This is a genomic window from Aquabacterium sp., from assembly GCF_035476535.1.
Taxonomy (GTDB): Bacteria; Pseudomonadota; Gammaproteobacteria; order Burkholderiales; family Burkholderiaceae_C; genus Pseudaquabacterium.
In genome coordinates this window covers 1-8,819 of sequence record NZ_DATILJ010000054.1, presented here as the reverse complement: position 1 = coordinate 8,819, position 8,819 = coordinate 1, and the positions used below count along the sequence as shown (strand labels likewise).

Sequence of the window (8,819 nt, the reverse complement as noted above, 5' to 3'; positions counted from 1 at the left end):
ATGCGCTGGCGCGCGGCCAGCAGGTTCTTCAAAGCGGCGTCCGGTGCAAGCAGGCCGTCGCGGGCCTTCTGCGCGGTATCGACAACACCGCGGGCATAGGCGTCGGCGATGTCGGTGAGCCGCATCAGCGGGCGCACGCGCTCGTTGTACATGCGGCCGAGCTGCGCGTTGCCGGCCTGCACGCGTACCACCGTCGCGGCAACCGACAGCAGGATGAAGCCGATCAGCACGCCCACGAGCAGGAGCAGGCTGGTCTTGATGGTGAGACGATTCATGTGGTCAAGGCGCCAGGGCTTTTCAGAACGGGCGGTCGCCCACGATGCCGGCGCGTTCCATCTTGCGGTGGCACGGCGGGTAGTCCATCACCGCGTAATGCTGGGTGCTGCGGTTGTCCCAGAACGCGACGCTGTTCTTCTGCCAGCGAAAGCGCACCTGGAACTCGGGGATGTAGGCCTGGCTGACCAGGTAGCTCAGGAGCTGGCCGGCCCCGGGGTTGGCGTCCTGGCCGAAGCGCACGTTGGCCGGCGTGTGGTAGTTCGTGAAGTGCGTGGTGAAGGCGTTCACGAACAACAGTTTCTCGCCGGTTTCCGGGTGCGTGCGCACCACCGGGTGCTCGGCATCGGGGAACTGGGCCTTGAGTGCCAGGCGTTTTTCCATCGTCATGGCCGCGCCGAAGCTGGACTCGATGCTGTGCCGCGCGCGCAAGTCGGCAATCTTCGCCTTGACATCCTCGGGCAGGCGCGCGTAGGCCTCGACCATGTTGACCCACATCGTGTCGCCTCCTACCGGCGGGCACTCCACGCAGCGCAGCACGCAGCCAAACGGCGGATTCTCGCGCCAGGTGGCGTCGGTGTGCCAGGCGTTCTCGTAGCGGTCGTTGGGCTGATCGGGGTTCTTGTAGATGCGGACCAGGCCCGGATGCTCCGGATCGCTGCCGGCCACCGGATGGTCTTCCAGTTCGCCGAATTTCCGCGCAAAAGCCACGTGCGCAGCGCGCGTGATGTCCTGGTCGCGGAAGAACAGCACGCGGTGCCTGAGCAGCAGCGCGCGGATCTCGGCCAGCAGGTCGGCGTCGTGCGCAGCCGTGCCGAGGTCGACATTGCGCAGTTCCGCGCCGATGGTGCAGGTCAGGGGCTCGACCTGGATCGAATTCTTGCGCACGCTGGCGCGAATGATCGAAGGGGCTTGGTCGGTGCTTGCTGCCATGATGAGGGTCTCCTGCTGTTCTGGCTGAAGTATGGAGACGGCCTGGCATTCCCGCTTGACTTCGACCGACCCATACTTACCATTGCATGCCAATGCAAGCCTCGCCGTCAACACCCACCGCGCCCCATGTGCGCCTGGTGCGTGCCGCCAGCTTGACCGGCTACGTCGAAGTTGCACGCAGCCTGGGCCTGGACCCGCTGCGCATGCTGGCCGATGCCGGTCTGAGCCCGGGCATGCTCAAGGACCCCGACATCAAGGTGCCGGCCGATCGCGTGAATCTGCTGCTGGAACGCTCGGCCCAGGCCAGCGGCGTGGAAAGCTTTGCGCTGCGCATGGCCGAGTCGCGCCAGCTTTCCAATTTCGGCGCGGTCGGCCTGGTGGTGCGCGACCAGCCCACCTTGCGCGAGTCGGTGGAGGTGCTGATCCGCTACCATGCGGCGCTCAATGGCTCGTTGGCGATGGTGCTGGAGGAGTCGGGCGAAGTCGTTGTGATCCGCGAGGAAGTGACGGTGGGCAGCGCCCAGCCGGTGCGCCAGTCCACGGAACTGGCGATTGGCGTGCTACTGCGCGCGATGCGCCGTTTCCTCGGCGAGCATTGGGTGCCACGGCTGGTGTGCTTCACGCACGCAGCGCCGCGCGAACTGGCGACACACTACCGCGTGTTCGGGCCGCGCGTCGAGTTCGACCAGGAGTTCAATGCCATCGTCTGCTCGCGCGCTGAGCTCGATGCACCCAATCCGTCTGCCGATCCGCTGATGGCGCGTTACGCGCTGCGCCTGCTGGAGCTCACACCGGAGGATGCGCAGGAGCGGTCGCTGCTCGACGATGTGCGCCGTACCGCGATGCTGCTGCTGCCCAGCGGGCGCTGCAGCATCGAGCAGGTGGCCTCGCACCTGGGCATCGTCTGCCGTACGGTGCAGCGCCGCCTGGCCGACCAGGGCCTGAGCTTTTCCACAGTTGTCAACGAACTGCGTGTCGAGCTCGCCGCGCGCTATGTGCTGCACAGCGCGCGGCCTTTGACCGAGGTCGCGGCCCTGCTGGGATTTGCCGCGCCCAGTGGCTTTTCGCGCTGGTACCAGGGGCAATTCGGCTGCAGCCCCTCGCAAAGCCGAAGCTCCGCGAAGTCCGAAGCGGTGACTGGCGCGCCGCCCGGCTGACCGCGCAAAAGGAAAAGCCGCAGCGCCGGCCAGAATCAGTTCTGCCGGGGCTGCAGCAAGCGCGAACCCGCCGGGGTCGAAGTCCGGCCCGCTTGCCGCGGGCTTTCTCCTCGGACCTTGGAGAAGGTCGAGACGTTGCTTAGAACACGTGGCGGACGCCAAACTCGTAGACGTTTGCCCGGCCGTTGGCGGTCGTCACTGCCACGCCGGGGAAGGGCACGCCCGCCGCGCCGTTCTTGTTGCTGCTGCGCGCCAGCGTGGTGTAGACCGAGGTGCGCTTGGACAGGCTGTGGATCGCCGCGAAGGCCAGCTTGTCGGTGGTGCCGGTGGCCGCGCCCGCTGCGTTCGTCTGCTTGGAGCGCGACCACGCGGCGCGCAGCTCGGTGGCGCCCATCGGCACCGTGACGGCCAGCGAATGCCCGTTCGTCTTGCCCGCGAGCTTGGTGGTGTCGCGCAGGACTTGCGCCCAGAGCTTGGCCATGCCGAAGTTGTAGTTCACACCCAGCACGGTTTCCTTGATGTCGCCTACCGAGGCTAGCTTGATGGTCTCGGTGGCCAGGCCCAGGTCCAGCGCGCCGCTGGCATAGCCCAGGCGCAACCCCACCAACGAGCCATCGTTGCGCGTGGCGCCCGCATTTGACGCGTTCTCGCCCATGGCGTACATGAGCTGGCCGCTGAAGCTGGCGCTTCGGGGCAGGAGATAGCTGACGGAATTGGACGCTCGCACGCCGGCCGGGTTCGCCAGCACGGTGCGCGATCCCAGCGCCGACTGCGGAATCCACAAGCCGCTGCCCACCTGGGCTGGGTCGTGCAGGGCTTGCGCTAAGAAGGTCGGCGTGTAGTCGCGCCCGAGCCGGACTTCGCCCCAGCCGCCGACGAGGCTGACGTACGAGATGCGGTTGAAGGTCAGGCCCTGGCCGCCGGCCGCGGCGGGCGCCGCGCCGCTGGCCTGGTTGTTGGTGTTGCTGGCAGTGCCGGTGCCACTGTCCGCGTTCAGGCCCGACTCCAGGACAAAGGCTGCGGCCATGCCGCCGCCCAGGTCCTCGACGCCGCGAAAGCCGATGCGGCTGCCTAGCAGGGAGCCGGAAAGAAGCTGCGTCTTGCTGGCCACCGAGCCGCTACCGTGCGCGACGCTGGCGTCCACCACACCGTAGAGCGTGACGCCGGATTGCGCACTGGCCGCGCCGGCCAGTGCGGCCAGCGTCAGGCCCGCCAGCAGGGGGCGGGAATGGCGGGCGCGCTTGCGTTGGCTGCGCGGACTGGCGAGGGGCGAGAGTTTGGTCTTCAAGGGGTTTCTCCTGGCTGCGATCTTTCATGCTGTTTTGCCTGGCAGCCGGTCGTGGCGAACAGCGGGTTTCGTTGCAGGGCCGATTCTTGGGGGCTGGGGCATTCGCGGATTCGCTTGCAGCGACGCGGTCTTGCCATTTGGTGACAGCCTCGGGAAAGCCCCGAGGGTCCGGTGCCTCAGCGCAGCAGGGCCAACACCAGTGCGGCGAGGAACACGGTCTCGCCGAGCATCAGAAGTACGGGGCGCAGGCCTACGCGTGCCAGCTCGCCAAGCTGCGTCTTCATACCGATCGCCGCGATGGCAGCGACCAGGCACCAGCGCGAGGCATCGCCACCCAGCGTTTGCAGTGCAGGCGGAACCCATCCGATGCTGTTGACGGCAACCAGCAGCGCGAACCCGACCGCGAAGCCCGGCAGCAGCGGCGGCCGCTTGCCCGGTGCGCCCGCGCTGCGCGCCCGCGTGAGCGCCACGGCGAACAAGATCACGGGCAGCAGCATGGCCACGCGCAGCAGCTTGACGAGCGTGGCCACGTCGCCGGTCTCGGTGGACATGCCATAGCCCGCGCCCACGACCTGGGCCACGTCATGGATGGTGGCGCCGAGAAAGACACCGGCCTGCCGCGCATCCAGCCCCAGCCATTGCGCAAGCATCGGATAGGCGACCATGGCCAGCGTGGACAAGGCGCTGACGCCGATCACGGTGAACAGCGTCGCGCGCTCCTTCAGCGGATGCGCTGGCAGCGCAGCGGCGATGGCCAGCGCCGCCGAGGCGCCGCAAATCGCGGTGGCGCCGCCGCTCAGCAGACCGAACAGGCTTTGAAAGCCCAGCCAACGCGCCGCGAGCATGGCGGTACCGATGGTGGCGACCACGCTGACCAGGATCAGCGCCACGGGCTGCCAGCCCAGCGCCGCCACCTGGCCATAAGTGATGCGCAGGCCGAGCAAGGCCACGCCCACGCGCAGCATGGTGCGCGCCGTGAATTCCACGCCGGCGGCGCAGCGGCCCTCGGACGAGAGGAAGTTCATGGCCATGCCCAGCAGCAACGCGAACAGCATCACCGGTGCGCCGTAGTGCTGCGACAGGAAGGTGGCTGCAGCGGCCACCACGGCACTGGCCAACACGCCCGGGAACAAGTCACGCGCGCGCGTGACCGCGCCACGCAGGGCCATCGTGGTCATGATGGAAAGGCTCGGCTCAGGGCACGAGCACCGTCGCGCCCGTGGTCTTGCGCGATTCGAGCGCGCGGTGCGCCTGTGCCGCGTCGGCCAGCGCGAAGCTCTGGTTCGGCTCGCCGGTGATCTTGCCCGCGCGCACCAGGCCAAACAATTCGTCGGCCATGGCCAGCATGTGTGCGTGCGGCTGGGCGTAATGCAGCATGGCCGGCCGAGTCACCCACAGCGAGCCCTTGGCCGCCAGCAGCATGGTGTCGATCACCACCGGACCCGAAGAGGTGCCGTTGCTCACCAGCGTGCCGCGCGGCTGCAGGCTGTCCAGCGAGGCCATCAGCGTGTCCTTGCCCACCGAGTCGTAGACCACGGGAACACCCTTGCCGTCGGTGAGTTCGCGCACGCGCTTGGCAATGTCCTCGCGCGAGGTCACGATGGTGTGGGCGCAGCCATGCGCCCGAGCGATCTCGGCCTTCTCGTCGGTGCTGACCGTGCCGATCATGGTGACGCCCAGCGCGCGAGCCCACTGGCAGGCCACGAGGCCGACGCCGCCTGCGGCGGCGTGGTAAAGAATGGTCTCTCCGCCCTGCAGGGGAAAGACCTGGCGGAACAGGTACTGTGCCGTCATGCCCTTCATCATCAGCGTGGAGGCGGTGCGGTCCGACACGCCGTCGGGGATGGGGATCAAGACGTCGGCCGGCAACACGCGCACATCGGAATAGGCGCCCTGCGGGCCCATCAGGTAGCCGACGCGGTCGCCGACCGCGATGCCGTTCACACCGGGACCGACGGCCTCGACTACGCCCACCGCGTCCGAACCCAGGCCGTTGGGCAGTGCCAGCGGATAGCGGCCGGTGCGAAAGTAAATGTCGATGAAGTTCACGGCCACATACGCATGGCGCACGCGCGCCTGGCCTGGGCCTGGTGCACCGACTTCGACGCTCTCCAGTTTCAGGACTTCGGGGCCGCCGGTTTCGTAAAAGCGGATGGCTTGGGCCATGGTGGTGCTCCAGTGTTCAAGTGCGAAGAATGCATGCAATTCAGACCGCGCGCAGCGGGGTCATGCACAAGGTGTCGATCAATTGTTCGGCCAGCGGCCATGGGCCGTAGCCCGAGGCCGGGTTCAGGTGCCCGGCTTCGCCCAGGTCCAACAGCGCGCTGCCCCAGGTCTTGGCCAACTCGCGCACGCGGTCGAAGTTGCCCAGCGGGTCGTTGCGGCTGGCCGCAACGATGCTGGGAAAAGGCAGGCGCGCACGCGGCACGGGCAGCCAGCCGCCGGCGCGCAGCGCCGTGAGTGTGGGGTAGCCGGATGGCAGCGGGCTCTCGAAATCCGGTGGCGTGGCGAGCAGGGCGCCCCGCACGGCGCTGCGCGTGCGAAGCGCCCAGTGCGCCACCATGATGGCGCCGCCGCTGTGCGCGACCACCACGAGCGGGCGGCCCACCGCTTGCGCCGCCTCTTCGATGCGAGCCACATGCTGGGCGCAGTCGAGCGCAGCACGGCCGATTGGCGCCACCGAGCAAACGCGCGGCAGCCTTGCCGCCAGCAGGGTCTGCCAGTGCTCGGCCACGTGGTCGCGCAGGCCTGGCACGATCAGCACGGTGGGCGCGTCGTCTTCGTCCATCAACGTCCCCGTTTCAGCCATCAAGCCATCGCCAGCGGCGTGCCGCGCACACCGGCCTTGCGATTCGGCGGGTAGCCCAGGCGCGCCAGCGTCTCGTCGGCGCTGCGGTAGGTCTGGCCGATCCGGTAGATGGCGCGCGCCTCTTGTGCGGTGGCCACCTCGCGGCCCAGCTCGCGCGCCACACGCACCAACTGCTCGATCTGTTGCACCGAGCTCATCTTCTCGCCCTTCTTGCCCCAGAGGTTGTCCTCGATGCCGCAGCGCGCGTGCAGGCCCATGGCGATGGCCATGGTGTTCACCGGCAGCACGCTGCGCATCAGCGTCTCCAAGGTGAGGCAGGCGCCGTCGGGCACGCGGCGGACGAACTCCATCATGTTGTAGGGGTTCGGGCCGTCGAAGCCACCACCCAAGGCCACCCAGGTCAGGTTCAGCGGGCCGGTGTAGACACCCTTGCGGATCAGCCGCTCCACCGTTTCGAGCTGCGCCACGGTGGCGAGCTGGAAGTGCGGCTGGATGCCGGCGGCCTGCAGGCGGCGCAGGTGCTCCTCGACCCAGCCGGGGCCTGCCGGCACCGTCATCTCGCGGTAGGCATTGGCCACGGCCGCACGCTGGAACGAAGTACCGGCGATGTCGTCCTCGGTCAGGATCTCCATCACGTTCATCTGGTTGGTGTTGATCGCGATCGTCACCTGGTCGGGCTTGGGGTCGAGTTCAGCCAGCATGTGGCGCGTGTCGTCCGACAGCCATTTGGCCGCCGCGCCCTCGCCCTCGGGGGCGAACGAGATCGAGCCGCCGACCTGGATGATCATCTCGGGCACGGCCGCGCGCACGCCGGCGATGAGCTCGTTGAACTTCGACAGGTGCTTGCTGCCCGTGCCGTCGAGTTCGCGCACGTGCAGGTGCAACACCGTGGCGCCGGCGTTGTAGCAGTCGACCGCCTTTTGCACCTGCTCGTCCATGGTCAGTGCGATGTCCTCGGGGAAGTCCGCGGGCTCCCACTCGGGGCCGTAGGGCGCCACGGTGATGACCAGTTTCTCCTGGTTCTCGGGCAAAAGGGAATCGTCGAGAAAGTTCATGGCAAATCTCCTGGTAGGTCGATGTCGGAAAACGTGAGGGGTGCCCGCCGCATCAGCCCGGTCGGGGCGCATGCATGCGGCATGGATTCATTCTGGTGGGGGTGGGCCGGAAGCGGTTGACTGCAGCTGACCGCCGCTTACCGATTCATGTCAGGGCGGCGCACGGCCGCCCGGGTGCTCAGGGGTTGAGCTGGATGCCGAAGGCCTTGACGATGGCTGCGTTGCGCTCGTAGTCGGCGCGCACAGACAGGCCCAGCTGCGCCGCGGACATCGCGGGGCTGGCCTCGAAACCCGCGCCGACGAGGCGGTCGCGCACCTTGGGTGCGGCTGCGGCCTTGGCTGTTGCGGCGGCGATCTTCTCCGTCATTTCGGGGGAGACGCCCGCGGCCACTACGGTGCCGACCCAGTTGCCGAAGTCGAGTTCGGGAAAGCCGAGCTCGGCGAAGGTGGGTACTTGCGGCAGGTGCGCCGAGCGCGCCTTCGATGCCACGGCGTAGGCCTTGAGCTTTCCGCCGGCGATCAGCGGCTTGGAGGTCACAATGCCGTCGAACATTACAGGGATCTGCCCACCCATGACTTGTGCCAGCGCTGGCGGCGAGCCGGGGAACGGCACATGCTGCAAGTCCACGCCCGCTTTCTGGTTGAAGATCATGCCCGCATAGTGCGAACTGGTGCCCGCGCTGTAGGACGCGAAGCTGAGCTTGCCCGGCTGGCTCTTGATGTAGGCGATCAGCGCCTTGAGATCCTGCGCCGGCAGGCCCGGCGTGCCTACGAGCACAATGCTCGCGCGCGCCACGGCGGCGGCGGGCTTCACGTCCTTGAGCGGATCGAAAGCCGTTTTCATCACGTGCGGGATTTCAGTGAGGATGTTGCTGGCCGTGACCATGATGGTCTGGCCGTCCGTCGGTGCCGCCAGCATGGCCTGCACCGCGATGGCACCGCCCGCTCCGGGCTTGTTGTCCACGATCACGGGCTGGCCGATGTCCTGCGAAATCTGCTCGGCCAGGATGCGTGCCACCACGTCCATGGTGCCGCCGGCGGGCGCGGGTACGACCATCTTCACGGGCTTGTCGGTCCAGGCCATGGCCAACGGTGCGGCGGCCAGGGCGACTACTGCCGCCGCGAATCGGAGCCCCGAACGGGCCCCCAAGTACATTTTCATCGTGCGCATGCCTATCTCCTTTGTAATGCTATGTCGCGTGCGCGAAATCCGCACGTGCGAGACAGGTGCAAGCATAGGCATAGGGGGTGCACAGCGGTTTGGCCTTTCGCGACGCGGGTTTATCGCGTCGTGACACTTCCGC

At 67.8% G+C, this 8,819-nt stretch carries 9 protein-coding genes; 1 reads left to right on the top strand and 8 read right to left on the bottom strand.

What is annotated here, in order from left to right:
* The coding region (locus tag VLK61_RS05720) for a Tar ligand binding domain-containing protein (RefSeq protein WP_325419158.1) at positions 1 to 275 on the bottom strand (275 nt) is incomplete at its 3' end.
* A 22-nt stretch (positions 276 to 297) separates the two neighbouring features.
* Positions 298 to 1,146: a TauD/TfdA dioxygenase family protein gene (locus VLK61_RS05715; RefSeq protein WP_325419161.1), complete on the bottom strand. Its 849-nt coding sequence runs from the start codon at positions 1,144 to 1,146 to the stop codon at positions 298 to 300.
* 146 nt (positions 1,147 to 1,292) lie between these two features.
* Here VLK61_RS05715 and VLK61_RS05710 point away from each other — a divergent pair, with 146 nt between their 5' ends.
* The gene (locus VLK61_RS05710) at positions 1,293 to 2,363 is read left to right on the top strand and encodes an AraC family transcriptional regulator (RefSeq protein ID WP_325419157.1); all 1,071 of its coding nucleotides are present in this window, start codon (positions 1,293 to 1,295) and stop codon (positions 2,361 to 2,363) included.
* Positions 2,364 to 2,502: 139 nt separating this feature from the next.
* Here VLK61_RS05710 and VLK61_RS05705 read toward each other — a convergent pair whose 3' ends face one another.
* From VLK61_RS05705 to VLK61_RS05680, 6 genes are all read right to left on the bottom strand, one after another.
* On the bottom strand, positions 2,503 to 3,651 hold the full coding sequence (locus VLK61_RS05705) for a porin (RefSeq protein WP_325419156.1): 1,149 nt from the start codon (positions 3,649 to 3,651) through the stop codon (positions 2,503 to 2,505).
* Between the two features lie 176 nt (positions 3,652 to 3,827).
* The gene (locus VLK61_RS05700; protein WP_414636775.1) at positions 3,828 to 4,829 is read right to left on the bottom strand and encodes a YeiH family protein; all 1,002 of its coding nucleotides are present in this window, start codon (positions 4,827 to 4,829) and stop codon (positions 3,828 to 3,830) included.
* Positions 4,830 to 4,845: 16 nt separating this feature from the next.
* Positions 4,846 to 5,817 (bottom strand): quinone oxidoreductase family protein, encoded by a 972-nt coding sequence (locus VLK61_RS05695; RefSeq protein WP_325419155.1) that lies wholly within the window; start codon positions 5,815 to 5,817, stop codon positions 4,846 to 4,848.
* A 40-nt stretch (positions 5,818 to 5,857) separates the two neighbouring features.
* Positions 5,858 to 6,439 carry an RBBP9/YdeN family alpha/beta hydrolase gene (locus VLK61_RS05690; protein WP_325419154.1) on the bottom strand — a complete coding sequence of 194 codons (582 nt, stop codon included), beginning with the start codon at positions 6,437 to 6,439 and terminating at the stop codon, positions 5,858 to 5,860.
* Between the two features lie 20 nt (positions 6,440 to 6,459).
* Positions 6,460 to 7,515 (bottom strand): 3-keto-5-aminohexanoate cleavage protein, encoded by a 1,056-nt coding sequence (locus VLK61_RS05685; protein WP_325419152.1) that lies wholly within the window; start codon positions 7,513 to 7,515, stop codon positions 6,460 to 6,462.
* 178 nt (positions 7,516 to 7,693) lie between these two features.
* Entirely contained in the window at positions 7,694 to 8,677 is a 984-nt protein-coding gene (locus tag VLK61_RS05680) for a tripartite tricarboxylate transporter substrate binding protein (RefSeq protein ID WP_325419159.1), read from the bottom strand.
* Between the last annotated feature and the right edge of the window lie 142 nt (positions 8,678 to 8,819).